A 25,734-nucleotide genomic window follows, 5' to 3' on the forward strand; every position below is an offset into this window, starting at 1 on the left:
CCAAGCGTATGGGGTCCCAAGAATTGGGGTGGTCCGGCACCGGTTGCCTGCTGTGTCAGAGGGGCAAATGCCGGGTTTTCATTATTGACAGGCTGACTGCCTGAAACGTGCGGGCCGCTGCGCCTGCACGCAGGCCTATGCTTGCGGCGCGCGCGGTCTCTTTGGCCCGGAAAAAGCAGTATTGGAGGGGCGCAGTGACGCTCTTGTACCGCGCGCAGGCCATGTCCCAGGAGCAGGTCGCCGCCGCAATTTACGAGACCATGATCCGGCCGGAGCAGTTCGACCGGTTTTTCTCCGGGCTGCCGGCAGCAGGCGAGGCTGCCGCGGGCGCCGGGGCGCCGCAGCGTCCGCGGGGGGCGCCGGTGCTGCGGGCGCATTTTGCCCGCGCGGCGCAAATCCAGGAACAGCAATGGGAGCAGGCCGGGCGGCCGCATCCTGGCGGGTATTCAGAGGCCTGCAACCGGTTCTGGATGCTGGCCGGGACCGGGTCCGGCAGCAGGCTGCTCAATGCCTCGCAGCGGGCGGCGCGGCAATTGATAGGCTGCAGTGATCTTGCTTCGGCCATGGGGCTGACGCCGGCGGCTGCAGACCGGTGGCACACCTTCCTGGAGCAGGTGCGCCAGGGTGCGTTTTCGTGGCAGGACGTTCTGGTGCTGGGCACCCGCCGCCCCGGAGAGCGGTTCCTGTGCCGCCCGGTCCGGCTGGACACTGCTGGCGGCGCGGCCGTGGCGGTGATGGCGGAGCGTCTGGATTGGGAATGGCACGGCGAGGCCGCGGGCCAGGTTGCTACAGCCTTTGGCCTGCGGAAAGCTGACCTCAAGCGTTTCAAAGCAGTGCTGAGCGGTCCCGGCGGCAAGGTTTCGGACGGGCTGCAGCAGGCTGCCGCCCGGGCCGGAGCGCCGGGCACGGCAGAGCTGATCCGGCTGGCCGCCTTTCTGATGACCGAGCACGTCCGGGATCTGAAAATTGCGCGCGGAGAGCTGCTGCCGCCCGCGGAGGACGTCCAGGACAGCAGCGGGCAGCGCTGCCAGTATTTCCGGCTGGGGGCGGAAACCGGCCAGCCGGTGATCTTCGTGCACGGGCTGCTGGACGGTATTGCCCCGCTGCAGCGGCTGCAGCCGCAGCTGCGGATGCTTGGGTTCCGGGTCTATGCGCCGATGCGGGCCGGCTACGGTGGCTCGGCGCCGCTGCCGCGCGGGCAGGATCCGGCGGATGCCTTTGTGCGGCAGCTGGAGGCGCTGATGCGCCGCGAAAACCTGCAGCGTCCAGTACTGCTGAGCCATCGCGGTGGCGCGCTGTACGGCTGCCGCGCCGCCAACCGCCTGCACCGGCGGATCGCCGGGCTGGTGGCGGTGGCGCCGAATTGCTCCATCACCTCGACGCGGCAGTTTTCCGGGCTGCGGGGGTATGCCTGGCTTGTCGCCGCCTGCGCCGCGCGGGCCGGCTGGCTGCTGCCGGTGCTGATGAAGGGCTGGTCCGCGGCGTTGCGCTGGTACGGTCCCAAGGCCCTGCTGCGGTTTCAGACCGCCCGCGGCAGCCGCGAACGGGCCTTGCTGCATAAAATGGAGCTGCTGCAGCTGCTGCAGCAGAGCCAGGCGCTGTTCCTGCAGCAGGGCGGGGCCGGGTTTCTGACGGATGTGCAGATGATGCGGCGCGGCGTTCAGAAGCTGCCGCTGCCGCGCGAAACGCGGGCGGTTTTCCTGCACGGCGGCGAGGATCACGTGGCGCCGCTGCGTGATGTGCGGGATGCGCTGAACGGGCTTGGCGGCGCGCAGCTGTGCGTCAGCCAAGAGGCGGGCGCGCTGGTGTTCTACACCTTTCCGGAACTGGTTCTAACCGCTCTGCAGGACTGCGCCGCAGCTGCACCGGACGCCGCCTAGCCTCCGAACACCTGCGCAAAGCTGCGTTTGAGGGCGACATCCACATCCGCCAGGGTGACCGGCAGCCCCAGGTCGACCAGGCTGGTGACTCCGTATTCGGTGATGCCGCAGGGCACGATGCCGGAGAAATGCTCCAGTTCCGGCTCCACGTTGATTGAGATGCCGTGAAAGCTTACCCATTTGCGCAGACGGATGCCGATGGCCGCGATCTTGTCCTCTGCCATGCCGCCCGAGATAGTGCGCGGCTTGTCCGGGCGCTCGACCCAGACGCCGACCCGGCCGTCGCGGATATGGCCTTTGATATTGAACTCATCAAGCGCGGCAATCACCCAGCTTTCCAGCTGCTCCACGAACCGGCGCACGTCGTGGCCGCGCTGGCCGACGTTCAGCATCACATAGACCACCCGCTGCCCCGGCCCGTGATAGGTGTACTGTCCGCCGCGCTTGCTGTCATAGACCGGGAACCGGTCCGGATCAGTCAGGTCCTCGCGCCTGGCCGAGGTGCCGGCAGTGTAAAGCGGCGGGTGTTCAACCAGCCAGATGCACTCTTCCGCTGATCCCGCAGCAATCGCCGCGGCGCGCTCTTCCATGAACGCAACCGCTTGATCATATTCGACAAGACCGTCTGCTGTGATCCACTCAACCATGGCCGAAACTGTCCTTTTCCATCCGTGCGCAGGGAGCAGGCCGGCAATTCGGCCGGAAAACCCCTAGGTACAGGCGCTGCCTGTGGAGTATCCTGATTCCGTAACGAGTATCCATAGGGGGCGAGTATCATGTTTACCAAGCCGCTCAAGCCGGCCTTGGCGGCCGCATTTCTGGCAACCTCGGCCACAGGCCCGGCCATCGCGGACGAATTGGGCGCCGCAATTGTCGGGGGCGTCATTGGCGGCGTTATCGTCAATGAAATTCACAAGAACAAGCAGCGCCAGCGCAGCACCACCCGGACCTACCGCCGGGCGCCGGCCTATTCCGCCGCGCGGACTGAAAACCGCGAGACCCAGACGGCGCTCAACTATTTCGGCTTCAATGCCGGTTCCGCTGACGGGGTTCTGGGCCGCCGGTCGCGTGCGGCCATCACTCAGTATCAGATCCACATGGGTTATCCGGCGACCGGCCATCTGGCCCCGTATGAGCGCAACTTTCTTGTCAGTTCCTACAACCGCGCGCAGATCGGCGGCCCGCAGGTGATCAAGGCGATGCAGGGCCCGCAGGGCGTGCGCGGCCTGCTGCACAGCTGGCGCGATGAGGCGGCAGGCCTGCGCACCGCCGGCAGCAGCTACGGCGGCAATACCTATGGCGGGCTGCCGCCGGAAGTCAGCCATGCGGTGGACGAGGTCGCCGCCAGCTCCGAACCTTCGGGCGAGCAGCTGTTGCAGCGCACCGGCTTCATGCAGCTGGCAGACCTGAACGGCGACGGCCGCAACGATTATGTGCTGGACACCTCGGTCTCCGGCAGCTCGTTCTGGTGCGGTGCCTCCAACTGTTCGGTTATGGTGTTTGCCTCTACTCCGCAGGGGTACCAGCGCAACGACTTCCTGGCGCGCGGCGTGACGCCGGCCAGTTTTGCCTGCCACCAGGGCACCTGCCGCATGCTGGATGCCGCCGGCGAAGCCCCGGTGCAGGCCGCGCAGGAGACCCGCAGCACAGTAACCGCCGCTGCCGCACAGCCCAGCGCGTCGCTGGGCGGTATCACCCTTTTCGATCAGCCCAAGGAAAGCGCTTCGCTGACCAGCTACTGCAGCAAGGTGAGCCTGCTGACCAGTTCCAACGGCGGCTTCATGACGGCAGAAAACATGACCGACCCGGAACTGGCGCTGGGCGAGCAGTTCTGTCTGGCCCGGACCTATGCCATTAACGCTGGCGAGACCCAGGCCGGCAAGGTCAAGGGTGTGACGCAAGCGCAGATCGACAGCCAGTGCGATGCCTTCGGCCCGGCAGTGCAGCCGTTCCTGGCCAAGCTTGGCACCGCGGGCAGCGGCGAAGTGATGGGCGATGTGCAGAAGTTCGTGCTGCAGTCCGGCATGTCTCTGGAGCAGCTGGCCAATACCGCCGGGATCTGCCTGTTCTCCGGCTACCGCCGCGATGACATGGAAGTGGCGCTGGGCGCGGCATTGATCCTGACAGGCATCGGCAAGCGCCCCTATGCGGAGCTGATCGGCCATCACCTGGCGCTGGGCTTCGGCGCGCCGAACGCGGCCGAAAAGGCGCAGGAGTGGTACAGCATGGCGGTAATCTCGCTGGAAAGCGGCACCGCGCCGGTGTTTGCCCCCGGCCAGCCCGGGCGCCCGGAGCTGATCAAGGCGGCCTCGGTCAAGCTGGCGGGCGGCCGGGTGCAGCCGGTGCAGGCCTCCGGCGGCGCGGCGCTGCCTTCCTTCTCCTCTGATTGAGGATGGGAGGGCCTTGCCTGCGTAAGGCAAATTGCCGGCAGCTGTGCCCCTGGTGATTCATAGCCAGTTGCCGGCCTTACATGGCCTCTGTCCGGGGAAGGCGGGCTTGCGCCGCCAGAGAATTGCGCAGGCCAACCGGCCAGCGGCGGGGCCTCGCTAAAGCGCAAAAGCGGCCCTACTATATGCCTGTTTTCCAGCACTTAGGCGGGGCGCACGGCGGCGGCGAACATTCTGCCGCGAAAAGGCGATTTTCGTCTTCACATCGCTTCCGCGCTGGTCTATACGCCCCTACACCAAGCCTAAGACAGTGCGGTCGTGGCGGAATTGGTAGACGCGCAGCGTTGAGGTCGCTGTTCCTTAACCGGAGTGGAAGTTCGAGTCTTCTCGACCGCACCAACTTTTCCCAAATTTCAATCTGAATGCGCAGCGCATTGCGGCGCGGCGCCTTGCTGTTCTGTTGCGGGAATATCAGCTGCCGACGGCATTGCAGTCAGGCAGCAGCGTTTCCCGGTTCCGGCACACCGGATGGCCGGTTATAAGGTCACTTGCCCCGGGCGCGGCTTCCGGGGCCAAGAACGCCATAACGTGAAACAGCAGTATGCCCAGTCCAGCAAACGGGAAACGCGACAGCAGGATCCTTGAGCGTGAGCTTTACGCGCTGTCCCTGGGGCAGGCTGTTTTGCTGGATGCGGTGGAAATGCCGGGCGGTAATGGCCGCCTTGCCCGCCTGTTCTTTAAGTCCGGCACCACGCGGGAAGGGCTTTGTACAGCGTCTCTGTCCAGCAAGACGATCCTGCACAACTTTGGAGGCGCGCCTGTTTTGGATGCGGAGATCAAGGCGGAGCGCAGCGCGCTTGAGGTCTGCGTTGATGGCACGCTGTTCGACATCAGCCTGCATCCGGATGAGACGGAGCTGTTCGCGGGCTTGAACGTGCTGGCCGCGGTGCGCAATGGCGAAACGCTCCAGACGGCGGTGGAATGGCTGCGGTTTCACACCGCGCAGCATGGCCTGCAAGGGGCGGTCATCCTTGACCGGGCGCCGCCGCAGGAGAGCCGGCAGTTCATTCAGGCCCTTCGGGAGCAGGCCGCCGGCATCAATGGGCTGGAGCGGGTTGTCGTGGTGCATTCCAAACTGCCCTTGGGCAAGGACAGCCTGCCGGAGGAGGCGCATCCCTTCAACGTGCCGGGCGCGCCGGGCAAGGACCGGATGGAAATCCCGCCCGCAGATCCCTGGAACGCGCCGCTGGGCGAAATCCTGATCTATGAAATCCTGCGCGCCCGGTTTCTGGCGCGGGCGCGCGCCGTGGCCAACATCGACTTGTTCGATCTGCTGGCACCCGGCGATGGTCCAAATGTCTTTGACCGCGCGGTGGAGGCCCCGTCCGGCTGTCTGCGTCTCGGCGGGGTGCAGGCCTATCCCTGGCGGGTGCGCAAAGGGAGCGAGGCGTCCTTTGCGGATCACATCTGCACCCAATTCGACGCCACCGGCCTGCGCCCGCGCTGGTGCCTGGCCCCGGCAAATGCCGGAGCGGACGGCATCTGGCGCCTGATCCGGGTCGTGGGGGCAGAGCCTGACCCGGCGGATGATCTGCGGTTCTACCGCTGCATGGCCTTGCGCCATCCAACCGATACCGTCTCAAAGATCGTGCCGAAAACCAGCCTGGTGGAAACGCCGGAGCTGCTGGAGCTGGCCACTGGATATTTCGGCGCAAAACCCGTGCGCATCCCCGAGGAGCAGGCCATCCGGCGCAGCGGCGGCAAGCCCAAGACCGCCATCGTCACCACAATGAAGAACGAGGGCCCCTTCATCCTGGAATGGCTGGCCTATCACCGGGTGATCGGAGTGGATGATTTCCTCGTCTACACCAACGACTGCACCGACGGCACTGATACCATGCTGCAGATGCTGCAGGAGAAAGGCCTGGTGCAGCACCGCGAAAACCCGTTCCGGGGGTCCGGTCTGAAACCGCAGCACGCGGCGCTGCAGGCGGCGGAAGACGAACCGGTCATCAAAAACGCCGACTGGCTGGTCTGCATGGATGTGGATGAGTTCATCAACATCAAATGCGGGGAAGGGCGGCTGGCCGACCTGTTTGAGGCAGTGGGCGATGCCAACATGATCTCGATGACCTGGCGGCTGTTCGGCAATAACGACGTGCGCGACTTCACCGGCGATCTGGTCCTGCGCGATTTCACCCGCTGTGCCTTTGAGGTGACCCGCAAGCCGCATCAGGCCTGGGGCTTCAAGACGCTGTTCCGCAACACTGGCATTTTCAAGAAGCTGGGGGTGCACCGGCCCAAGGGGCTGAAGCCGCAGTTGTGGGAGGACATCCGCTGGGTCAACGGCTCCGGCCGGGACATGCCGCGGGAGATGTTCCGCAACGGCTGGCGGTCGTCGATGAGCACCTATGGCTATGATCTGGTGCAGCTGAATCATTACGCCGTTCGCAGCGCCGAAAGCTTCCTGGTCAAGCGCGACCGCGGCCGGGTGAACCATGTGGACCGCGACCAGGGTCTGTCCTACTGGTTCCGGATGAACAACAACGCCGAGGATGAGCGCTCGATCCAGCGGATGATCCCGGCGCTGGAGGCGGAGATGGCGCGGCTGCTGGCAGACCCGGACATCGCCGCGGCGCATGAGTTTTCCCGCCGCAAGCACCGCGAAAAAATCGAGGAGCTGAAGACCCGCGGCGACATGCTGGAGCTGTTCAATCAGCTGACAGGGGACAAGCTGCGCAAGCTATCACGGATGCATGCCCATTTCGGCGCCAATGTGTTTCTCAGCGGTCCCGGCGTGATCCCGGACGGGATTGCCGAGAAGGATCCGGACAGCGACTTCTGGTTCACGGTGGCGCGCGGAGAAACCACACATTAAGCCTGCCGAAGCCCGGCAGATTGACAGGCCTTCCGGCAGCAGGGTAATTTTCGTTAACGATAAGGCGCGGTTACAATGCCAATGCGCCGGGTTTGATGAGGGGCAGGTATCATGGCACTTCCGGCCATTGCGTCACTTTGGGTGGGCGCTGAGCTCAGCTGGCTGGAACAGCTCTGCCTGCAGTCCTTCCTGGACAATGGGCATGATTTCATCCTGTTCACATATGACGAGGTAAAAGGCGTGCCGGATGGCGTGCAGATTGCGGACGCCAACGAAATCCTGCCCGCTGAGCGCATCATCCGCCACGCCAAGACCGGCAGCCCGGCCTATCACGCCGACGTCTTCCGGCTGCATATGCTGCGCCAGACAGATTACATCTGGGCCGATACCGATGCCTATTGCTGCCAGCCCTGGGACATCAAGGGCAAGCATTTCCACGGCTGGATCTCCGACAATAAGCCGATGGTGAACAATGGCGTGCTGCGGCTGCCCAAGACCTCCAGGGCGCTGAAGGCAATGCTGCAGTTCACCAGCGGCGAATATCCCATCCCGCCCTGGTACAGCCCGCAGAAACAGGCCGAGCTGCAGGCGCTCAAGGACGCCGGGCAGGGGGTTCACGTGTCGCTGTTGCCGTGGGGCGTCTGGGGGCCGGATGCGCTGACCTGGTTCCTGCAGGAAACCGGCGAGATCTCGCACTCCCGCCCGGGCCACGTGATCTATCCGGTGCCGTTCAAGCGGGCGGGCGTGGTGCTGAACCCGAACCGCCCGAACCAGGCGCGCGGCCATATCCGCAGCGATACCCTGTCGATCCATTTCTGGGGCCGCCGCTTCCGCAATATCGCTGCCAAATACGGTGGCGTGCCGGCCGAAGGGTGTTATGTCCACGAACTGCTGGCCAAGCACCGGATTGATGCGGAGAAAACCCGCCACCTGCTGCAGCCCGCTCCCGAGCCGGACGAGGCCGGGACCGATGCGATGGACCCCGCCAGCTTGGACTTTTCAATGTTCAGCGACAGCGATGTCGCCAACATTCTGTTGCAGCGCTCCGAACTTGCCCGCTCCGGTCAGACCATCAGGGATTGGCTGGCAGGCGACGAGGCGCTTTTGCTGTCGGAAGCCCAGGCACAGAGGGACCATATCCTGCAGGAGGCGATCCGGATCGCCGAGCGGGAATGCAATTTCTTTTTTGCCGCCACCGATGCCATCGCGCCCGCGCGGGCCGCTGACATCGGCTGCGGCTATGCGTTTGCCAGCCTTCTGCTGCATCGCCGCTACGGCTGTGAAATCGTGCTGATCGACATCGAGGAGGGCAATGGCCGCCATTTCGGCTTTCAGGGCGAGGGGGCAGGCTATACCAGCCTGAAGACCGCCCGCGCGTTCCTTGAGATGAACGGCGTGCCGCCGGAGAAGATCACCACCATCAACCCCAAGACCCAGGACCCTGCAACGATGGGCAGTTTTGACCTGGTCATCAGCCTGGCATCCTGTGGGTTTCATTATCCTGTCGGCACTTATGAGGATTTGTTCCGCAATCAGATCAGCAAGGGTGGCGGTATTGTGCTGGATATCCGCAAAGGGTCCGGCGGCATCGCTGCGATGAAAAGCTTTGGTGCCGTCGATGTGCTGGCAAAGCACGGCAAGTACTCCACGGTCCTGACCCGCGCCGGGCAGAAGGCGTGAGCAGTAACCGGATCCTTAACTCTTTTCGGGTATGGCGGGAGACTAAGAGACCAACAGGTCCCGGTACTGGCGCCGCCCCGCAGCGGGCACGTGCCAGGCGGGTCAGGGGACGGCAGGCCCATAGGGGACAGCAGGCGGCGAATGTTTGGTGAAGACTTTGATTTCAAGGACGTTCTGCCGGCGCTGGACGTAGACGATGTGCACACCGTTGCCGACATCAACGGCCAGGCCCCCGAACTGTGCATCCTGCTGCATCAGCGTTATGGCTGCCGGATTGATTTTGTCAGTCTCGACCGCAAGGGTGCCCCCCAGGCGCCGGATGAGGCTGTGTTTCAGGACTGGCTGGCGCGGCTCAAACAGGCTGGGGTTGACCAGGACTTGATCCGGGTTGCGGACACGCAGCGCGGGCTGGGCAGGAGTGACGTGATCCTGGCGCTGAACGGTTTCGGCGCCCGCCGCAAGATCCGGAATTTCAAACCGCTGCTGGACCGCGCGCTGCACCCGCTCAGCCGTCTGGTGATCGAGATCCGCAAGGGCTCGGGCAGCTACCCGTTCCTCAAGGCTTACGGCAGCTGCAACACACTGCTGCCGCCAGAGGCGGGCAGGAACGGCCTGGCTGTGCTCTCCGCCGAACCGCAGGAGGTGCCGCCGCCCTCGCGCGAGTGGTCCCGGGTGGCCCGCCAGCTGGCCGGAAAGGAGGGTTTCTTTGACGAGCTGGAGGAGCATTCCTTCCTGTTCATGCCGCGCGGCGGGACGCTGGTGGTGACCTTCGACAACCTTGATATCGCGATGACAAAACGCGATGACCGGCGGCCTTGGGGCTTCAGCTTCATCGAGGCGCAGGGCTGGTCGATGCTGGGTGTGATGGCCAACGGCTGGACCTGGTTCCGCCACCAGGAGGTCAGCCGAAAGTTCGAGGCGCTGCGCGACAGCGGTTTCTTCGAGCAGTTCAGCAGGGTGGTGTTCTACGGCGCTTCGATGGGCGGCTATGCGGCGGCGGCCTATGCTGCTGCGGCGCCAGGGTCCACGGTGTTTGCTATCAGCCCGCAATCCACCCTCGACAAGACGCTGGTGCCCTGGGAGATGCGATACAAAAAGGTCTGGGACCGGGATTTCTCCGGCCCCTTCGGCGACGCCGCGCAAGCCAGCCAGGCAGCAGGCGAGGTGCATATCATGTTCGACCCCTATGTGGCGCCGGACGCGGCCCATGCCGCCCGGTTCACCGGGGCAAATGTCAGGTTGTGGCGCTGTCCGCTGCTGGGGCACCGGCTGGGCTCTTCGCTGCAGCAGATGGGCATCCTGCAGGAGATTGCCCGCGGCGCCATAGCAGGCGAGCTGACGCCGCACCGGTTCCACCGCCTGCTGCGCAAGCGGCACAGCTTTCCCCGCTTCCAGCGGGAGCTGGCAAACCTGGCGCTGGACCGCGGCCATCCCCGGCTTGCGCAGCGGGTTTGCGACTATATTCTGCGCCAGCGGGACGACCGGTTCTTTCGCCGGTTGAAGGCGCGGCTGTAATCCGCACAAGCAGCGGTGCAGCGGGCCGCCGCCGCGGAAAGGACACCCGGCATCAGCCGGATAAGACAATGAACCAGACAGACAGCACCATGCGGGACATCACCCTTGCCTTTCACATCGGGGCCCCCAACACCGACAACGGCCAGCTGACCTGGTCGCTGCGCAAGGATGCGCAGCCGCTGCTGGATCGCGGCGTCATGATACGCCGCCCGGGCACCTATATGTCCGCCGTCACCAACCTGGTGCAAAAGCAGGACAAAGAGCCCGTGACGAACCAGGAGCGCGAGGCGCTTCTGGCGTCCATCGTCAAGGATCAGGAGGTGTCCCGCCTCATTCTGACCAATTCGGGCTTTCTGGGGGTGCCGGGCTGGATGCTCAGCGGCGGCCGGCTGTTCCGCAACGCAGGCAAGAACACCGCCGCCCTGCGGCACGCCTTTCCCGGCAACCCGTGCGAATTTTTCCTTGGGCTGCGCGATCCGGCAACGCTGATCGGACCGGTGTTCCGGTCCCAAACCGGCAGGACGTGGAAGCAGTTTGCCGGGCGTGCGGATTTTCTGAACCTGCGCTGGTCCGATGTTGTTGCGGACATCCAGGCGCACAACCCGGGCTGCCGCATAACTGTCTGGTGCAATGAGGAAACACCGGTGATCTGGCCCAGCATCCTGGGCCATGTGACCGGGCTGGGCGACAGTTTCCGCTTCAGCGGCGGGCTGGACATCACCCGCGGCATCATTTCGGAGCAGGGGTACGAGCGGCTGGAGGCCTATCTTGCCAGCCGGCCCGGCCTGTCCGAGAACCAGCGCGAGCGGGTGCAGGAGCTGTTTCTGACCTACTTCCATTCCGAGGAGGCGGTGGAGGAGGAAATCGACCTGCCAGGCTGGTCGCAGGCGCTGGTGGATGCGATGGGAGATGCCTACCTGTCCGATACCGAGCTGATCCGCCGGATGCCCGGGGTCACCTTTCTGTCCTAAGGCCCGGACTGCCCCAGCTTGGTGAATTGAAACGGGGTGCCTGCGCGGGTGCCGTCACGGGCGGTCCGGCTTGAGTCCTGCTGCAACTGTATGCAGCTTCGAACTCAATCTTGCACGGGGCCGGCCGCTGCCGTACTCTGCACGGCGGAATAAACGTACGGCGGGAACATGGCCAAACGCGAAAGCAATGTGGACCGGGTGTATGAGGCCCTGCGCCGGATGGCGGCGGATTTTGCCTTCAAGCCGGACCAGCGGATCAATGAAAGCGCGCTCTCAGAAGTGCTGGGCGCCAGCCGCACTCCGCTGCGCGAGGCGCTGAACCGGCTGGTGGCCGAGGGGTTCCTCACCTTCCAGAACAACCGCGGTTTCTTCTGCCGGCCGCTGACGCCCAGTTATATCGTGGACCTTTACGAGGCCCGGGTGGCGGTGGAGTGCGAGGCCGCGCGGCTGGCCTGCACCCGGGCATCAGATGAGGACATCGCAGCGCTGGCGGACTATCTCAACCGGATGGAGCCGGAGTATCAAAGCGCTACCGACCCGGAGGCGCTTCTGGCGATGGACGAAAGCTTTCATGCCAGCCTGGCGCAGCTTTCGGGCAACAGCGAGCTGCAGCGCATCCTCAATAACCTCAATGGCCGCATCCGCTATATCCGGCTCATTGACCTCAAGCGGATGCGCGACCGGGCCGGGGGCAAGGCGCCGGGGGACACCTCAGCGCACCGGCAGATCGTCGAGGGTATCGCCGCCCGCGACGCGCAGGCTGCGGCGGCGGCCATGCGGAGCCATATCGAAAAACGGCGGGAGGAGGCGACGGAGGCCGTCCGCATCGCGTTTTCGCAGCTTTATGTGCCGGACGAGTAAGGGCAGCGCTGGGCGGGTCTGTTGCAGATGCCGGAAATTCCTTAATGAAATCTGAAGGATAAGGTCAGGCTTTCTGTCCAAATGTTTCGCGCGCGAAACATTGCGGCAGAGGTGCTGACCTTTCTGTCAGCTCAGCAAAAGCAGCCAGAACCAGACCGTCAGGATGCTCGCCCCCGTGGCAATCAGCACCGAAGAGGCCGCCACCCGCTTGGCCCGCCCGTACATATTGGCAAAGATATATCCGTTGAACCCGGTCGCCATCGCCGCATTCAGCACGCCAGAGCGGAACAGATCCTGCGGCAGTGCCAGCGCTGTCCCCAAGGTCCAGACAATCGCGGGGTGGATCATCAGCGAGGTGAAGCAGACAAACAGGATCGCCCGCATATCGCCCTCGGGGCGGTATTTGACCAGCACGCCGCCCAAGGCAAACAGCGCGCCGGGCAGGGCGGCGCGAATGATCAGCGACAGCGCTTCATCCACCACCAGCGGAATGGCCAGCCCCGACAGGTTCACTGCAAATCCCAGCGTGATCCCCAGGATCAGAACATTGCGGAACATCGCATTCAGCACTGAGACCGCGGTCCTGATCCCGCCTGCACCTCGGTTGCGCACAAATTCCATCGCGGTGATGCCCACGCCGTAACAGAACGGCGAATGAAAGGCGATGATCGCGTAGTTGCCGGTCAGGTTGTCCGGTCCGAACGCCCGCTCGGTGATCGGCAGGCCCAGCAGGACAGAGTTGGAGAACAAGCAGCAGAACCCGATCGCAATGCAGTCTTCCCAGTCCCGTTTGAACAGGATCCGGGCACCAAAGACGCCAATCAGAAAGCAGGTGAAGGCGCCGGTATAGAAACTCGCCAGCAGCCGCGGATCGAACCCGGCGGAGAGGTCCAGTTCCGCCATCGCCTTGAACAGCAGGCAGGGAATGGCAAAGCCCTGGGCAAACTTCATCACCCCTTCGATGTGGTCCTGGCTCAGCACGCCCCTGGCGGTGGCCGCATAACCCGCGCCGACAACCAGAAACACCGGCAGGATGACGTCAATCAGGCTTTGAAACACGCTGCTTCCTCAAATCCCTCAAAAGAAAAAGGGCGCCGCCAGCGCCCCTCAGACCTCCATCCGGATCACCATCCCGTCATAGGCAGGAGTGATGTGGTCCGGGGTCTCGGCCTCGACCGTGGCGTAATCCATGTCGATATGCATGTTGGTGATGATGCCGCGCTTGGGCGCCATCTTTTCGAACCATTCCAGCGCTTCCTGATAGCTGAAGTGGGTCGGGTGCGGGGTGCGGCGCAGGCCGTCCAGGATCCAGATATCCAGCCCCTCCAGCTCCGGCAGGGCGCCATCGGGGATTTCGGACACATCCGGCAGATAGGCCAGTCCGCCGATGCGGAACCCCAGCGCGTCGATGGAGCCATGGCTGACCTCGAACGGGCGGAACGTGATGCCGCCGCCGGGCCCGTCGATGGTGAACGGGCCGCCGATCGTCTGCAGCTCCAGGATCGGCGGATAGGGGGAGTTGTCGGGCTGCGCAAAGGCATAGCCGAAGCGGTTCAGCAGGTCGTTCTGTGTCGCCCCGTCGGCATAGACCGGGATGCGCTGGCGCATATTGAAGTAGACCATGCGCAGATCGTCGATCCCGTGCAGGTGGTCGGCATGGGAGTGGGTGTAAACCACCGCATCCAGGCGGCTTACCTCTGCATCCAGCAGCTGGCTGCGCATGTCCGGCGTGGTGTCGATCAGCACAGACGTGGTTCCATCCGGCCCGTCGCGCTCCACCAGCATCGAACAGCGGCGGCGGCGGTTCTTCGGGTTCTCCGGGTCGCAGTCGCCCCAATGGCCGCCAATCCGCGGCACCCCGCCCGACGACCCCGAGCCGAGGATGGTGAAGCGCATCTCCGCCATCAGGCCGCGGCCTCATACTGGGCGGCTTTCCAGAACAGCCGGTCGAAATTCGCCTGCGTCTGTGCGGCAAAGTCGGCGTAGTCCAGGCCGAACACCTCTGCGCCCACCTTGGCGGTAAAGGCGGTATAGGCGGGTTCATTGCGCTTGCCGCGGTAGGGCGGCGGCGCCAGATAGGGGGCGTCGGTCTCCACCAGAATGCGCTCTACCGGGGCGGCGGCAAAGATATCGCGCAGCTCCTGGCTTTTGGGGAAGGCAGCAATGCCGGACATCGACAGGTAGAACCCCAGGTCCAGCGCAGCCCTGGCCAGTTCAGCGGAGGAGGAAAAGCAGTGCATCACGCAAGTGTATGCGCCGTTCTTCATTTCTTCGCTCAGGATGCGCGCCATGTCGTCATCCGCCGCGCGCGCGTGGATGATCAGCGGCAGTTCGGTGTCGCGGGCAGCAGCGATATGGGTGCGCAGGGACTGCTGCTGCACTTCGGCGCTGTCGGCAGTGTAGTGGTAGTCCAGCCCGGTCTCGCCGATGCCGACAAATTTCGGGTGCTTTGCCAGCGCCACCAGCTCATCCACCGAGACCAGCGGTTCGTCGGCGGCGCTCATCGGGTGGGTGCCTGCGGCATAGAACACCGGTGCGTGTGCTTCGGCGATGGCACGCACGGAGGGTTCGTTCTTCATCTTGGTGCAGATTGTCACCATCCGGGTCACGCCGGCCTCTGCCGCGCTGGCAATCACCTCATCCAGCCGCCCCTCAAAATCGGGGAAGTCCAGGTGGCAATGGCTGTCGGTGATCTGAGGGGGTGTCTGTGGGGTGGTCTCGGTCATGAATCCTCTGGCGCCACATATGCCGCGGGAGGCTTGGAGCCTCAGCGCGACGCGGTTTCCTGCATCTTGAAAACCGTATCTAGGACAAGCGCCGCGGGGTCAAGGTTCACCGCCTGACCGTGGCGGGCGCGGGCGGTCACTTCTGCTGCAAGGTCCGCCCAGGCGCGCGCCTTGCGGGGGTCAGGCGACAGACGCGACAGCATCGCTGCTTCCTGCGGTGCCGCTTCCGGCGCTGGCGGCGCGCCGGTTGCGCCAGTGCGCGCCAGACGGGCCAGCGCCATCTCTGTCAGTGATAGCAGCAGTTCGAACCGCGCCGCAGCGCCGCGCTGCGCAGCGGCCTCGGCCAGTGCCATAGCCCGCTGCCGGTCCATCCGCGGCATCGAATCGAGGATCTGCACCAGCTCGGCATAGATCTTGAGCCCGCCCAGATTGATCAGCCGCAGCGCCGCGCCAACGGAACCGCCCGCGAGTGCCGAGAGATTGTCCATGTTCCGGGGCAGTTCGACACCTGACTGCGCCAGCGCCGCCTCCATGTCCGGCGCGGACAAAGGCCCCAGGCGCAGGGTGCGGCAGCGGGAACGGATCGTCGGCAACAGGCGCGAGGGCTGATGCGAGATCAAGAGGATCGTGGTGCGTGCCGGCGGCTCCTCCAGCATCTTCAACAGCGCGTTGGCGGCGCTCACGTTCATGTCGTCAGCCGCATCGACGATCACCACCCGCCGCCCGCCATCGGTGGCCGACAGGCCGAAGAAGCGGTTCAGCTTGCGGATGTCATCCACCACAATCTGGCTGCGCAGCTTGCCCTTGTCGTCATAGGACCGGGTGATCGGCGCCAGACCGGGTTCCGCCAGTGCCTGCATGCGGTGCGAGACCGGATGGTCCGGGTCAATGTCCAGCGTCCGCGGCGGCGGCGGGGCGCCGAACAGTCCTTCCTCAGCCGGCGGCGTGGCCAGCAGGAACCGGGCGATCCGCCAGGCCAGCGTGGCCTTGCCCACCCCTTGCGGGCCGGTCAGCAGCCAGCCGTGGTGCAGCCGGTCGGAGTTGTAAGCGGTCAGAAAGTCCCGTTCCGCCGCATCCTGTCCAATGAGGCGCAGGGTTTCGCGCGGGTGCGGCGCGCCCTCGGCCTGGTCGGCCCGCGGCAGTTCGTCGTCAGCGCTCATGCCCCGGTTTCCTCCAGCGCTTCTTCCGCCAGACGGCGCACATCTGCGGCGACGTCTTCGACCGGGCGGGCGCCATCAACCACTCGGAAACGGTCCGCAAACTCCTGCGCCAGCGCCAGGAAACCGGCGCGCATCTTCTCTTGCAGTTCTACGCCGAAATCCTCGAAGCGTTCCTCCTTGCCCTGCCGCCCCTTGGCGCGGGCCAGGCCCTCGCCTGGGTCCATGTCGATCAGCAGTGTCAGGTCCGGCTCGCGCCCGATCATCAGCTTGTGCATCTGGTCGACGGCGGCGCGCAGGTCGCCGCGCGACAGGCCCTGGTACATCCGGGTGCTGTCGGCAAAGCGGTCGCAGATTACTACCTTGCCCGCTGCCAGAGCGGGTTCGATGGTGCGCTCCAGATGGTCGCGCCGCGCCGCCATGAACAGCAGCAGTTCCGTTTCAGCCGACCAGCGGTCAGGGTCGCCTTCCAGCACCAGCCGGCGGATCTCCTCAGCGCCCGGGGAGCCGCCGGGCTCCCGCGTCAGCACCACGTCGCGGCCAGCCGCGCGCAACGCTTCGGCCAGCAGCTGGCATTGTGTCGATTTACCGGAGCCGTCGATGCCTTCGAAAGTGATGAACACCCCGCGCTTGCCGCCCGCCGTCACAGCGCCCCCTCGGGACCGGTCAGGAATTGCTTGATCAGCACCTGCGCCGCGGTCTTGACCCGCACCACAAAGCCGCCCGCGGGAACGTCACTCTCCGCCACCAGCGGCAGCCGCACCTCCGGCAGCTCTTCCGGCTGCAGCACCAGCTCTGCCAGACGCTGGCCTTTCTTCACCGGCGCCTCGATCGGGCCGTTATAGACAACTTCGCCCTGGATGGTGTTCGCGGACAGCGACGGCAGCAGGATTTCCAGATCCTCGGCCGGCACCAGCCCTACCGATCGCTCGGCCCCCCGCCAAATCTCGGCTTCGGCGATGGCGACGCCCTCCTTGGCGACGGTCTTTTTGGCAAATTGGCGAAACGACCAGTTAACGAGGGCTTCCGCCTCCTCTGCGCGCCCGCGCTCTGTGTCGAGCCCGGAGACCACAAAGATCACCCGCCGGTCGCCCTGCTTGGCCGAGCCGACCAGGCCATAGCCTGCTTCTTCGGTGTGGCCGGTCTTCAGCCCGTCAGCGCCGATCCCCAGCTTCAAGAGCGGGTTGCGGTTGCGGATGTTGGAGGGCGCGCGGCCGTCGAATTCAAACGTGGTCTCGGCAAACAGCGGATAGTATTCCGGGAAGTCCTCGATCAGCCGCTCGGCCAGGACCGCCAGGTCATGCACCGACATCCGGTGCCCGGCGGCAGGCCAGCCGTTTGAATTGGCAAAGGTCGAGGCGGTCATGCCCAGATCCTCGGCCCGCTTGGTCATGTAGCGGGCAAAGCCGGCCTCGGTGCCATCCGGGCTCAGCGCCTCGGCGATCACCACGCAGGCGTCATTGCCCGACAGCACGATGATGCCGCGCAGCAGGTCCTCGACCCGCACCCGGTCGGTGGTGTCCAGGAACATGGTGGAGCCGCCATAGCTCATCGCGTGCTCGCTCACCGGCAGCCGCTCATCCAGCGTCAGCCGCCCGTCGCGCAGGGCTTCAAACGCCACATACAGCGTCATCAGCTTGGACATGGAGGCCGGCGGCAGCGGCACATCGGCGTTCTTGGACAAGAGCACCGTATCGGTGCCCGCATCCAGCACATAAGCCGCGCGCGCGCTGGTATCAAAGGCCGCAGCCGACAGCGCCGACAGGCTGACCGCCAGGCCCGCCGCCAGCGCCAGCCGCAAAGACGACTTCAGAGCGTGGCCCAAGTGCATGGTTTTCCGTTCAATTGGTGACAGCATAGGCGTCCGCAAATCCGGTTTCCTTCACGCTATTCAGCAGCTGGCTGCGTTCGGTCTTGGTCTGTGCCGGGCCGACCAGCACCCGCCAGAACGCCTTGCCGCTGGAGGACTGTTCCCGCACCACCGGCACCATGCCCGCGCTGCGCATCATATTAGCGGTCCGCTTGGCGTTCGCCTCGACGCTGAAGATGCCGATCTGGATGAAGGGCTTCTTCAGCGCGGACTTCTGCGGCTTGGGGGCAGGGGCCGCGGCGGGCTCTGCCGTTGCAGGTGCGGCCTGCGCCGGGGCAGAGGCATCAATTGCGGCGGCGGCACCGGCAATCGGGTCCAGCGCGCTTTCGGTGATCTCGCTGCCCGCCAGCGCGGCCTCATTCACGTCCGCGGCCTCCGGCAAAGCGGCGCCATCGCCGGACTGTTCATCCGGCTGCGGTTCCGGCGTGACTTCCTCGCGCCGCAGGGCGGTCACGTTCAGCTCAGCCGGCGCGCCGGCCAGCATGCCCAGGGCCGCAGCGGCATCTGATGAAACCTGCAGCCGCGGTCCCGGGATCTCCCGCTCGCGGCGGAACAGCGCGCCGATCACGAACTGGCCATTGGCATTGTTGCGGATGATCACCCGCTCGGGGTCTTTGGTGTCAGGATGCGCCACCCATACCCCGCCGATCGAGGGGCGGCCGTCCCACAGGCCCGCCTCGGTCACCTGGAACACATCGGGCGCCTCCACGTCGCGCTCCACCAGCTTGGTGCTGCTGGAGGCCTCAACGGCACCCTCCGCCTTGGGTTTGGGTTGCAGAAAGCCCAGTTTCGGCCCGTCCTCGCAGCCTGCCAGAACCAGCAGGCCCAAGGCCGCCGCGGCGGCGCGCGGGGCCGTCATTGCTTTCGACATGGTGTCATTCATGCTTTCGTCCTTGCCTGTGCCCGCGGCGCTTCTGCGCCCCCGCCGGAATGCCCGGTCTTCTTAATTTGGCGGCATGATAACCTGCACTTCCGGCCATGAAAACCCTGACAGGCCGCGGCACAAGGGAAACCCGCGTGGGCGGCATAAATCCGCGCGGTTGACAGGGGCCTGCAGTTTTCCCTTGCGGCATGGATTTCCTCTTGCCTCATTCCGCTTTGCGCCCTAAACCGCAGGGCGGACCGGGGAGGTGGCAGAGTGGTCGAATGCGGCGGTCTTGAAAACCGTTGAACGTGAGAGCGTTCCCAGGGTTCGAATCCCTGTCTCCCCGCCACTCCGCTGCACGCCACCGGTGAGTTCCCTCAGGCTTTCCCTACACACTGCAGGCTTCCGGCCTAGGTTGATGGTGGGCGCAGTCAGTGCGCCCGATCCGTTTCCAGAAACCCAGCCGGACCCGAATGACATGGCCGAAGCCGGACAGCTTTTCCTGCTGCAACCGCCTGCGGAGGGCGCGATGAAGCTGGCGGGGCGCCGGGGCGGCCTGCAAATCCGCAAGCAAAATAAGGGGAAGCTTGCGAAATTCACGGCTTGGGACTGCTTTGATGGCTCTGTCCGGTCCAGCGGCCGGCTGCTGGTGGAGCGCGGCAGCAAGCTGCACCTGCTGGGTCCTGGGTATGTGCTGACACAGTCCGCCAAACGCACGGGCAATTTCCTGCACGATCTGCGCGCCGGCCCGGTGCAGGACGCCTTGAGCGGCCTGTTTCCGCTGCGCTGCCTGCTGCCGGCGGCTTCGGGCCGGCTGGCGCGCAGGCGGTATCGGTTCACCTGGAAACAGGCAGGCCGCGGCGCCTTGTTCCGCTGGCATTTCTCTGGTGCCTTTGGATCAATTTCGCTGGTGGAAGTGCTGGCTGAGCCGGGAGAGCCGCGGGACGCAGCCGTGCAATTGCTGGCCGCCCTGGGGGCTGACCCTGCCGTTCCGGGAGCCCTCTATGCGCTGCTGGCGCCGGGCCGGACGGTGTACATGCTGAAACCGCCGGTTCCGCTGACGCCTGAACAGCCGGCGCTGGAGGCGGCGGCTGCGATCATCCGCTCCTGCCTTGGCGTGGCCCGGCAGAACGAGCCGGGCATTGCCGCGGACCACGATACTGAATTCCTGCATGACTACCGGATTTCGCTCCGCCGCATCCGTTCGGTGCTGAGCCTGTTCAAAGGGGTGTTCACCACCCGGGACGCCGCGCGGCTGAAACAGGCGTTCTCCGGCCTGATGGACGCGACTGGGCGGTTGCGGGACCTGGATGTCTATCTGCTGCAGCGCGAAGGGTTCTATGCGCGGGTGCCGGAGCAGCTGCACCCGGGGCTGGACGCGATGTTCAGGGCCTTCGAGGCTGAACGGCAGCAGGGCCACCAGAGGTTCGCCCAGTATCTGGCCGGCGCCCGGTACAAACGGCAGATCATGGTGCTTCAGGCGGAATTCGCGGAAACGGCTGTGATCGCGCCGGGCCCGAAGGCCGGGCGCCCGGCGTTGCAATTGGCACAAAAGCTGATCTGGAAACGCTACAGCAAGGTCTGCCGGATCGCAGCGGGCATTACTGCGGACACGCCGGACAGCGAGGTGCATGAACTGCGCATCAACTGCAAAAAACTGCGCTATCTGATGGAGCTGTTTGAACCCCTGTTTGAGAGCGCAGAGCTGAAAGCAGTTCTGAAGCCTTTGAAGAGGCTGCAGAATACGCTGGGGGATTTTAATGACTGCTCCGTCCAGCAGGCGGCGTTGCTGAAGTTCGCAGGCAGTCCGGCGGCAACGCGGGAGATCGCGCTGAGCGCCGGAGCGCTGATAGCGGTACTGCACCAGAACCAGCGGGATGCGCGTGCAATGGTCGAGGAGAAGTTCCAAGCCTTCGACAGCCCGAAGACGCAAAGGCGGTTCCGGGACATGTTCTCCGGCTGACCCCGCCTTTCACCGGCGCCGCAGCAGGTAGATATCCATGATCCAGCCATGCGCGGCCCGGGCCTCGGCGCGGGTTGCAATGATCTTGTCTGTCACTTCGGCCAGAGGGCCCGCGACCGAAATCTGGTTCTCCATCCCGGCATAGGCCGTCCAGAAGATCTCCACCCCCTGCGGGTCGATGGCCTGAAAGGAACACTCCCCGTCCAGCATGATCACCAGCGTATCGGCGCTGTCCGGCCAGCCGTTTTCACGCAGCTGGCGGCCGGTGGTGATGGTGAAGGGCGCGCCGATTTCGTTGACCGGGATGGCGTGGGCTGCAGTCAGCGCCTGGATCGAGGTGATGCCCGGGATCACCGTCAGCTGTATCTCAGCCAGCTTCTTCAGCCGCTCGGCAATCCGCATGGTGCTGTCGTACAGCGACGGATCGCCCCAGACCAGGAACCCGGCCTTGCAGCCTTCGGGCAGGTTGGCGGTGATGGTCTGCCACCAGATCTCGGCGATGGCGTCGTGCCAGTCGTCCACCCGCTTGCGGTAGCTTTTGGTTGCCTCGTCGCGTACCGGCAGGGCGAATTCGACGATCTTCGGACCGTCACCCCGGATGGCCCGGTTGCAGATCTCGCGCCGCAGCCCTGCCAGGTCGTCCTTGCCCGCGCCCTTGTTGGGGATCAGGATCAGGTCCTGCGCGTTCAGCGCCTCAATCGCTTGCAGCGTCATGTGCTGCGGGTTGCCGGTGCCGATGCCGATCAGGGAAAGCTCAATCATGACGGGGCCTTTCACATGAAAACACGGCCCCCTATGGAGCCGCGCCGTTGTCCTTGCAAGCCTGCAATTGCGGTCAGGAGCCTTCGCCGCCTGCCGGCACGGTGAGTATTGCCTCAACCGGCTGGTCCGCTACCAGCAGCGCGCCGTGGCTATTGGTGTTGAGCGAGACCTTCACCTCAGCCCCTTCGGGCAGCGAGGGGATGTGCATCCAGTTGGCGTAGAGGCGGGCGAGTTTCTCGCCGTTCACATAGACATGCGCATGGCCTTCGCCGTCCACGTCCGCAGCGGAGGCGTTTTCCGGGGCAAAGCGGAAGTTCTGCGGCGTGACCTGCAGGTTCCAGCCGCTCATCGGGTCCTTGTGCAGCTGGATGGCAACGCTGGGAGCGTCCGGGCCTGCGGGCAGGCTGACCGATTGGGAGTGGTCATGCGCTGCCATTCCGGCATGGCCGCCGCCGTGGTGCGCCGGGTCGCCGTGGTCGTGGCCGTCAAAGGTCACGCCATTGCCGGCCGCAATCACAAAGCCGATGCCGCCGCCGAACACCAGTCCGATGGCAAAAAGAGCGAGAGAACGGGACATCTTGTCATCCTCTGGAAAAAGAATGCCCCGCCGGTTCGGGCCGGCGGGGAGTGACTGCGCGGGGCTTAGGCTGCGGCGAGTTCGCGCTTGCCTTCAGCCTGCCAGAAGTAGCCGGTAAAGGCGCCCAGCAGCACCCAGGCGGCCATGCCGATGCCAAAGGCGCGGGCGGCAAACAGCGCGCCGATCTCGGTCGGAACCGGTCCGGAGAAGCTCTCCGGCTCAGGTGCGCCGACGATATGCGGACCCATCAGCAGGAGCGCCGCGATCAGGTAGCTCACCAGGTTGCCGCCAAAGGCGATCAGCCACATGGCCACCCCTGCGGCCGCAACAGTGATCGTCCACCAGATCTGGCGCGCGCCGATGTCCGCGGCGGCCACACCCGGCACTTCCGGCGCCAGCGACAGGCCGGGCGCAAAGTGGAAGGTGATGAAACCTGCGAGCCCCCACAAGAGGCCGGTGCGCGCGTTGATTTCATGGCCCTGGCGCTCAGCCACGGACATCAGTGCTGCCATCACCAGCGCATAGCCGGTGTAGGTCAGCATGGTGAAGATGATGCTGAGGCCATCGCGCATGGGCTCGGCGAACAGGCCGGGCAGGTCGGGATGCGCGGTTACGGGGTCAGCGCCGAAATGCACCAGGTCGCCGCCCTCGTAAAGTTCGGCGTGGAGCAGCACGGGCTGCACGAAATACAGCTGCAGCAGGGCGGTAATCAACCCAGCTGCAGCACCAGCGAACAGGCCGCTGGTCAGAATGCGACTGAACATGGCCTTAGTGGCAGGGGAAGCCAGTTGCGTGGCGCACGTCATGCGCGGCGTCGTGCAGGGCAGATGCCTGAACATGGCCGGTCAGCGTGATGATCCCCAGCCCCAGAACCACGGCAAACAGTGCCGGAAGCACAGTGGAGCCAGCGGCGGAAGCCTTAAGTGTTTTGGTCGTCATTTGTCGTCCTCCTTACCGTCACACCCGACGGCATAAGTTGTGTCCATTCACACGGCCGGTCTCCTGACTCGCGGGTCGCAGCTGCCATCCTCCTTCCCGGCCTTGGCCAGTGGATATTGGAAGGCCGCTCGCCGCTCACAGTCGCGGGGGCGGTTGAGGCTTCGGTGCCGCAATTTGGTCCACCGTCCTCATTCCCGTTTCAGTCCCAGTGCTTAGGCACTATCAGACACCGTATCGGATTGTTTTGCCCCGTGCGGCTGAGTCTGGTCAAGGACGAAACCGCCAATCCGGAGTGCTTCAGCGTCATAGGGCAGGCGGATCAGCCCATACCGGCCGGAATGCGGGCAATCGCCTTGAACCGCAGGCGGCCCAACGGGCGGGCATCGGCAATGCTGCCGTCCGGGCTTTCTGCATAGATCCGCAGGAAGGTCAGGATGTCCGGCAGGTCCGCTGCGGTGATCTCTCCGAACAGATAGGCGGTCTTGCCGCTCTGGCGCACCGCCAGAGTTTGCGGCCGCTTGCAGCCGGACATGCAGTCCACCTGCTGCAGCCTTGCCTGCACCCCGGCCGCCTCCAGCGCTGCGGCGACCTGCCCTGGCAGGGCGGGGTCCGCGTCGCGGCAGGTGCGGCACAGGGTGACGGTGGGCGGGGTCATGCGCCGGGCATGTCCTGATCCGCCAGCGGGCCGTACAGGATCAGCACCGGCGCCTTGGTCTCCATTGCGCGCAGAACGGACGGCAGCTCACCCACCGTGTGGCAGAACAGTTTCTGCTCCGGCGTCGAGACCCCCTGCGCCACCAGCGCGTGGGTTTCTTCGGGCAGGCCCGCCTCCATCAGCTTTTCCGCCAGCGCGGCAAAGGTGCTTTTGCCCATGTAGACCACGGTGGTGGCGTGCGGGTCGGCCAGCGCTGCCATGTTCAAATCGTCCGGCAGCCCGCCGGTCACGTCATGGCCGGTGATGAACTGCAGCCGCCGCGCTGTCAGCCGCCGGGTCAGCGGGATGTTCGCGGCCGCCGCCGCTGCTGAGGCCGCAGTGACGCCAGGCACGATCTCAAACCCGATGCCGGCCGCGCGCAATGCGGTGATCTCTTCCTCAAGGCGTCCGAAGACGCCGGAATCCCCGGATTTCAGCCGCACCACATTCAGGCCGCTTTGGGCATAATCGACCAGCAGCTGGCTCACATGGTCCTGCTTGGGCGAGGGGCGGCCAGCCCGCTTGCCGACGCCCACCAGATCGGCATCCGCGCGGGCATGGCTCAGGATCGGGCCGGACGACAGGTCATCAAACAGGATTGCATCCGCCGCCTCCAGCCGCTTCACCGCCTTGACTGTCAAGAGCTCGGGGTCGCCGGGGCCGGAGGACACAAAGCTCACGAAACCGCTCATGCGCGCTCTCCCGTGATCAGGTGGAAGAAGGTGCCGGTCACATTGCCCTTGATCGAGCCGGTCTCTGGCACCGGATTGCCGTCCGCGTCCATAACATTTGCCAGCGGCGCGTCGGGTTCTTCCAAGATGGTGGAGTAGTGGAATTCATGGCCGCGCAGCGCAGTGCCCGCGCCAAAGCCCGGCATCCCTGCCTGCAGAATGGCGCGGCGGTAGCCGAGGTGGAACTTGCGCTTCTCGTAGGAGGTCACGAGGCCCAGAAGGCCCAGCATCTGGTGGCGGTTGCCTGCCTTGTTGATCAGCGCCTCGCCCAGGGCCATATAGCCGCCGCATTCGCCATGCACCGGCTTGGTCTCGGCATGCTTTTGCACGCCAGCGCGGAAGGTTTCCGCAGCGGCCAGCGTGCCGCCGTGCAGCTCCGGGTAGCCGCCGGGCAGCCAGACCAGATCGGCATCTGCTGCCGGCGCCTCATCCGCCAGCGGCGAGAACGGCAGGATCTCGGCTCCGGCTGCGCGCCAGCCGCTCAGCAAATGCGGATAGGTGAAGGAAAACGCCGCATCCCGTGCCAGCGCGATCCGCTGCGCGGGCGGTGCCGGAAGGCTGGCCGGGGCAGGAGCCTGGCCCGCCAGAGCGGCGGCCTTGATCGCTTCCAGATCCACATGTTCGCGCAGGAAGGAAGCATAGTTTGCGATGGCGGCTTCCAGATCCGGATGTTCCACCGCCTGGATCAGGCCCAGATGCCGTTCCGGCAAGGCCAGATCGCCGCGCCGGGGCAGGGAGCCGAGGACCTTGATCCCGGCCTTCTCCATGCCAAGGCGCGTCAGCCGTTCATGGCGCGGGCTCGCGACGCGATTGAGGATCACCCCGGCAAAGGGCAGTTCCGGGTCATAATTCTTGAACCCCAGCGCGGTGGCCGCGGCAGATTGCGCCTGACCGCCCACATCGACGACCAGCACCACCGGCCAGCCCATGCGCTTGGCGGTCTCAGCCGAGGAGCCGAAGCCCGATTGCCCGCGCGTCGCCACGCCGTCGTAAAGACCCATCGAGCCTTCGCCGACGCAGATTTCCGCACCCGCAGATTGGGCAGTGACCGCATCCAGCAGCCCGCCGTCCATCGCCCAGGTGTCCAGGTTGAAACTTGGGCGCTTAGCTGCTGCCAGGTGAAATGCCGGGTCGATATAATCCGGCCCGCTTTTGTAGGGCTGAACGGTCAGCCCCTCCTCGGCCAGTGCCCGCAGGAGGCCCAGCATCACGGTGGTCTTGCCGGTGCCCGAGGAGGGCGCTGAGATCATCAGTCCGGGAGGGTTCAAGTTTGTCATG

23 protein-coding genes, 2 tRNA genes and 1 riboswitch are annotated in these 25,734 nt (G+C 65.2%); of the genes, 10 read left to right on the forward strand and 15 right to left on the reverse strand.

Translation table 11 applies throughout. The features are described 5' to 3' along the window. The first annotated feature begins 194 nt into the window (after positions 1-194). Entirely contained in the window at positions 195-1,880 is a 1,686-nt protein-coding gene (locus ACTRWG_RS09870) for an alpha/beta hydrolase (protein WP_027236814.1), read from the forward strand. On the opposite strand, the gene lipB is transcribed toward ACTRWG_RS09870, so the two are convergent. After that, a complete protein-coding gene (lipB, locus tag ACTRWG_RS09875) occupies positions 1,877-2,527 on the reverse strand; it encodes a lipoyl(octanoyl) transferase LipB (RefSeq protein ID WP_027236815.1) in 651 nt (216 codons plus the stop codon). The two genes, ACTRWG_RS09870 and lipB, sit on opposite strands and share 4 nt — an antisense overlap. A 129-nt stretch (positions 2,528-2,656) precedes the next feature. Between lipB and ACTRWG_RS09880 the strand changes: the two genes are divergently transcribed. From ACTRWG_RS09880 to ACTRWG_RS09910, 7 genes are all read left to right on the forward strand, one after another. Continuing rightward, positions 2,657-4,270: a peptidoglycan-binding domain-containing protein gene (locus ACTRWG_RS09880; protein ID WP_027236816.1), complete on the forward strand. Its 1,614-nt coding sequence runs from the start codon at positions 2,657-2,659 to the stop codon at positions 4,268-4,270. A 309-nt stretch (positions 4,271-4,579) separates the two neighbouring features. After that, positions 4,580-4,666: transfer RNA gene (locus tag ACTRWG_RS09885), tRNA-Leu, on the forward strand. 202 nt (positions 4,667-4,868) lie between these two features. Next, entirely contained in the window at positions 4,869-7,145 is a 2,277-nt protein-coding gene (locus tag ACTRWG_RS09890) for a glycosyltransferase family 2 protein (RefSeq protein WP_462829264.1), read from the forward strand. A gap of 111 nt (positions 7,146-7,256) precedes the next feature. Continuing rightward, the gene (locus tag ACTRWG_RS09895; protein ID WP_027236818.1) at positions 7,257-8,825 is read left to right on the forward strand and encodes a class I SAM-dependent methyltransferase; all 1,569 of its coding nucleotides are present in this window, start codon (positions 7,257-7,259) and stop codon (positions 8,823-8,825) included. Between the two features lie 141 nt (positions 8,826-8,966). Next, positions 8,967-10,340: a hypothetical protein gene (locus tag ACTRWG_RS09900; protein WP_027236819.1), complete on the forward strand. Its 1,374-nt coding sequence runs from the start codon at positions 8,967-8,969 to the stop codon at positions 10,338-10,340. A 68-nt stretch (positions 10,341-10,408) separates the two neighbouring features. Continuing rightward, a complete protein-coding gene (locus tag ACTRWG_RS09905; RefSeq protein ID WP_027236820.1) occupies positions 10,409-11,311 on the forward strand; it encodes a hypothetical protein in 903 nt (300 codons plus the stop codon). A 168-nt stretch (positions 11,312-11,479) separates the two neighbouring features. Continuing rightward, entirely contained in the window at positions 11,480-12,172 is a 693-nt protein-coding gene (locus ACTRWG_RS09910) for a GntR family transcriptional regulator (protein WP_027236821.1), read from the forward strand. 126 nt (positions 12,173-12,298) lie between these two features. Here ACTRWG_RS09910 and ACTRWG_RS09915 read toward each other — a convergent pair whose 3' ends face one another. Genes ACTRWG_RS09915 through ACTRWG_RS09945 form a run of 7 tightly spaced genes read right to left on the reverse strand, consistent with a single transcriptional unit; the run spans position 12,299 to position 18,808 of the window. Then, a complete protein-coding gene (locus ACTRWG_RS09915; protein ID WP_027236822.1) occupies positions 12,299-13,231 on the reverse strand; it encodes an AEC family transporter in 933 nt (310 codons plus the stop codon). A 48-nt stretch (positions 13,232-13,279) separates the two neighbouring features. Further along, on the reverse strand, positions 13,280-14,077 hold the full coding sequence (locus tag ACTRWG_RS09920; protein WP_027236823.1) for an MBL fold metallo-hydrolase: 798 nt from the start codon (positions 14,075-14,077) through the stop codon (positions 13,280-13,282). Further along, a complete protein-coding gene (locus ACTRWG_RS09925; RefSeq protein ID WP_027236824.1) occupies positions 14,077-14,898 on the reverse strand; it encodes a TatD family hydrolase in 822 nt (273 codons plus the stop codon). The genes ACTRWG_RS09920 and ACTRWG_RS09925 overlap by 1 nt, the downstream gene beginning before the upstream one ends. A 41-nt stretch (positions 14,899-14,939) precedes the next feature. Further along, entirely contained in the window at positions 14,940-16,058 is a 1,119-nt protein-coding gene (locus ACTRWG_RS09930) for a DNA polymerase III subunit delta' (protein ID WP_462829265.1), read from the reverse strand. Next, positions 16,055-16,702: a dTMP kinase gene (gene tmk, locus ACTRWG_RS09935; RefSeq protein ID WP_259957032.1), complete on the reverse strand. Its 648-nt coding sequence runs from the start codon at positions 16,700-16,702 to the stop codon at positions 16,055-16,057. Before tmk ends, ACTRWG_RS09930 begins: the two co-directional genes overlap by 4 nt. Further along, a complete protein-coding gene (locus ACTRWG_RS09940) occupies positions 16,699-17,886 on the reverse strand; it encodes a D-alanyl-D-alanine carboxypeptidase family protein (RefSeq protein WP_036797437.1) in 1,188 nt (395 codons plus the stop codon). The genes tmk and ACTRWG_RS09940 overlap by 4 nt, the downstream gene beginning before the upstream one ends. 10 nt (positions 17,887-17,896) lie before the next feature. After that, on the reverse strand, positions 17,897-18,808 hold the full coding sequence (locus ACTRWG_RS09945) for an SPOR domain-containing protein (protein WP_259970597.1): 912 nt from the start codon (positions 18,806-18,808) through the stop codon (positions 17,897-17,899). 241 nt (positions 18,809-19,049) lie between these two features. Between ACTRWG_RS09945 and ACTRWG_RS09950 the strand changes: the two genes are divergently transcribed. Both ACTRWG_RS09950 and ACTRWG_RS09955 read left to right on the forward strand, forming a co-directional pair. Continuing rightward, positions 19,050-19,139, forward strand: a tRNA-Ser gene (locus ACTRWG_RS09950). 69 nt (positions 19,140-19,208) lie between these two features. Then, positions 19,209-20,753, forward strand: coding sequence for a CYTH and CHAD domain-containing protein (locus ACTRWG_RS09955; RefSeq protein WP_051357814.1), 1,545 nt, complete (start codon positions 19,209-19,211; stop codon positions 20,751-20,753). Positions 20,754-20,762: 9 nt separating this feature from the next. Here ACTRWG_RS09955 and cobF read toward each other — a convergent pair whose 3' ends face one another. From cobF to ACTRWG_RS09990, 7 genes are all read right to left on the reverse strand, one after another. Beyond that, on the reverse strand, positions 20,763-21,515 hold the full coding sequence (gene cobF, locus ACTRWG_RS09960) for a precorrin-6A synthase (deacetylating) (RefSeq protein ID WP_027236829.1): 753 nt from the start codon (positions 21,513-21,515) through the stop codon (positions 20,763-20,765). 73 nt (positions 21,516-21,588) lie between these two features. Continuing rightward, positions 21,589-22,092, reverse strand: coding sequence for a hypothetical protein (locus ACTRWG_RS09965; protein WP_462829266.1), 504 nt, complete (start codon positions 22,090-22,092; stop codon positions 21,589-21,591). A gap of 65 nt (positions 22,093-22,157) precedes the next feature. Beyond that, a complete protein-coding gene (locus ACTRWG_RS09970) occupies positions 22,158-22,856 on the reverse strand; it encodes a CbtA family protein (protein ID WP_462829267.1) in 699 nt (232 codons plus the stop codon). 4 nt (positions 22,857-22,860) lie between these two features. After that, positions 22,861-23,031, reverse strand: a complete 171-nt coding sequence (locus ACTRWG_RS09975) for a CbtB domain-containing protein (protein WP_084299591.1) — start codon at positions 23,029-23,031, stop codon at positions 22,861-22,863. Positions 23,032-23,067: 36 nt separating this feature from the next. Further along, positions 23,068-23,277: riboswitch (cobalamin riboswitch) on the reverse strand. Positions 23,278-23,350: 73 nt separating this feature from the next. Further along, the gene (locus ACTRWG_RS09980) at positions 23,351-23,686 is read right to left on the reverse strand and encodes a DUF1636 family protein (RefSeq protein ID WP_462829268.1); all 336 of its coding nucleotides are present in this window, start codon (positions 23,684-23,686) and stop codon (positions 23,351-23,353) included. Next, the gene (gene cobA, locus ACTRWG_RS09985) at positions 23,683-24,417 is read right to left on the reverse strand and encodes a uroporphyrinogen-III C-methyltransferase (RefSeq protein ID WP_027236833.1); all 735 of its coding nucleotides are present in this window, start codon (positions 24,415-24,417) and stop codon (positions 23,683-23,685) included. The genes ACTRWG_RS09980 and cobA overlap by 4 nt, the downstream gene beginning before the upstream one ends. After that, on the reverse strand, positions 24,414-25,733 hold the full coding sequence (locus ACTRWG_RS09990) for a cobyrinate a,c-diamide synthase (RefSeq protein ID WP_462829269.1): 1,320 nt from the start codon (positions 25,731-25,733) through the stop codon (positions 24,414-24,416). The genes cobA and ACTRWG_RS09990 overlap by 4 nt, the downstream gene beginning before the upstream one ends. Position 25,734 lies beyond the last annotated feature (1 nt).

The organism is Leisingera sp. G5_S3_59_S7, from assembly GCF_054968485.1.

Excerpts from the sequence above, each read along its gene's own strand:
- ACTRWG_RS09975 (WP_084299591.1), bottom strand. The coding sequence starts at position 23,031 with ATGACGACCAAAACACTTAAGGCTTCCGCCGCTGGCTCCACTGTGCTT.
- ACTRWG_RS09980 (WP_462829268.1), bottom strand. The coding sequence starts at position 23,686 with ATGACCCCGCCCACCGTCACCCTGTGCCGCACCTGCCGCGACGCGGAC.
- cobF (WP_027236829.1), bottom strand. The coding sequence starts at position 21,515 with ATGATTGAGCTTTCCCTGATCGGCATCGGCACCGGCAACCCGCAGCAC.
- ACTRWG_RS09910 (WP_027236821.1), top strand. The coding sequence starts at position 11,480 with ATGGCCAAACGCGAAAGCAATGTGGACCGGGTGTATGAGGCCCTGCGC.
- ACTRWG_RS09895 (WP_027236818.1), top strand. The coding sequence starts at position 7,257 with ATGGCACTTCCGGCCATTGCGTCACTTTGGGTGGGCGCTGAGCTCAGC.
- ACTRWG_RS09930 (WP_462829265.1), bottom strand. The coding sequence starts at position 16,058 with ATGAGCGCTGACGACGAACTGCCGCGGGCCGACCAGGCCGAGGGCGCG.
- lipB (WP_027236815.1), bottom strand. The coding sequence starts at position 2,527 with ATGGTTGAGTGGATCACAGCAGACGGTCTTGTCGAATATGATCAAGCG.
- ACTRWG_RS09940 (WP_036797437.1), bottom strand. The coding sequence starts at position 17,886 with ATGCACTTGGGCCACGCTCTGAAGTCGTCTTTGCGGCTGGCGCTGGCG.
- ACTRWG_RS09905 (WP_027236820.1), top strand. The coding sequence starts at position 10,409 with ATGAACCAGACAGACAGCACCATGCGGGACATCACCCTTGCCTTTCAC.
- ACTRWG_RS09970 (WP_462829267.1), bottom strand. The coding sequence starts at position 22,856 with ATGTTCAGTCGCATTCTGACCAGCGGCCTGTTCGCTGGTGCTGCAGCT.
- ACTRWG_RS09880 (WP_027236816.1), top strand. The coding sequence starts at position 2,657 with ATGTTTACCAAGCCGCTCAAGCCGGCCTTGGCGGCCGCATTTCTGGCA.
- ACTRWG_RS09890 (WP_462829264.1), top strand. The coding sequence starts at position 4,869 with ATGCCCAGTCCAGCAAACGGGAAACGCGACAGCAGGATCCTTGAGCGT.
- cobA (WP_027236833.1), bottom strand. The coding sequence starts at position 24,417 with ATGAGCGGTTTCGTGAGCTTTGTGTCCTCCGGCCCCGGCGACCCCGAG.
- ACTRWG_RS09925 (WP_027236824.1), bottom strand. The coding sequence starts at position 14,898 with ATGACCGAGACCACCCCACAGACACCCCCTCAGATCACCGACAGCCAT.
- ACTRWG_RS09920 (WP_027236823.1), bottom strand. The coding sequence starts at position 14,077 with ATGGCGGAGATGCGCTTCACCATCCTCGGCTCGGGGTCGTCGGGCGGG.
- ACTRWG_RS09945 (WP_259970597.1), bottom strand. The coding sequence starts at position 18,808 with ATGAATGACACCATGTCGAAAGCAATGACGGCCCCGCGCGCCGCCGCG.
- ACTRWG_RS09900 (WP_027236819.1), top strand. The coding sequence starts at position 8,967 with ATGTTTGGTGAAGACTTTGATTTCAAGGACGTTCTGCCGGCGCTGGAC.
- ACTRWG_RS09990 (WP_462829269.1), bottom strand. The coding sequence starts at position 25,733 with ATGACAAACTTGAACCCTCCCGGACTGATGATCTCAGCGCCCTCCTCG.
- ACTRWG_RS09955 (WP_051357814.1), top strand. The coding sequence starts at position 19,209 with ATGGTGGGCGCAGTCAGTGCGCCCGATCCGTTTCCAGAAACCCAGCCG.
- ACTRWG_RS09965 (WP_462829266.1), bottom strand. The coding sequence starts at position 22,092 with ATGTCCCGTTCTCTCGCTCTTTTTGCCATCGGACTGGTGTTCGGCGGC.